Source organism: Mesorhizobium sp. M5C.F.Ca.ET.164.01.1.1, assembly GCF_004792125.1.
Lineage (GTDB): Bacteria > Pseudomonadota > Alphaproteobacteria > Rhizobiales > Rhizobiaceae > Mesorhizobium > Mesorhizobium wenxiniae.
Genome location: NZ_SRTG01000483.1, coordinates 1 through 301 on the forward strand (window position 1 = coordinate 1; position 301 = coordinate 301).

The window sequence follows — 301 nt, forward strand, 5'->3', positions numbered from 1 at the left end:
CGGTCTGCCATGGTCTCGATGGCAAAGGCGACGGCCCCTTGGGCGACGAACTGATGAAGCGCCCGGCCGACCTGACGCGTCTCTCGAAAAACAATGGTGGCGAATTTCCGTATTGGCGCGTCTTTGCCATGATCGACGGCCGCACCATGGTGCCCGAACATGGCGAGCGCGATATGCCGGTCTGGGGCCGCCAATTCCTGCCCGATGACGTCAGGAAATACGGGCCAAGCGCCGGAGAAATCGTCACCACGGAACGGATCCACAACCTGGCAGGCTACGTCCAGACACTGCAGCGATAGAC

General features: G+C 61.5%; 1 protein-coding gene. It reads left to right on the forward strand.

All coding sequences use genetic code 11. From position 1 onward, the window contains the following. Positions 1-299 (forward strand): cytochrome C (locus EN807_RS34380; protein ID WP_135938081.1); only part of this gene is annotated, 299 nt, incomplete at its 5' end. Positions 300-301 lie beyond the last annotated feature (2 nt).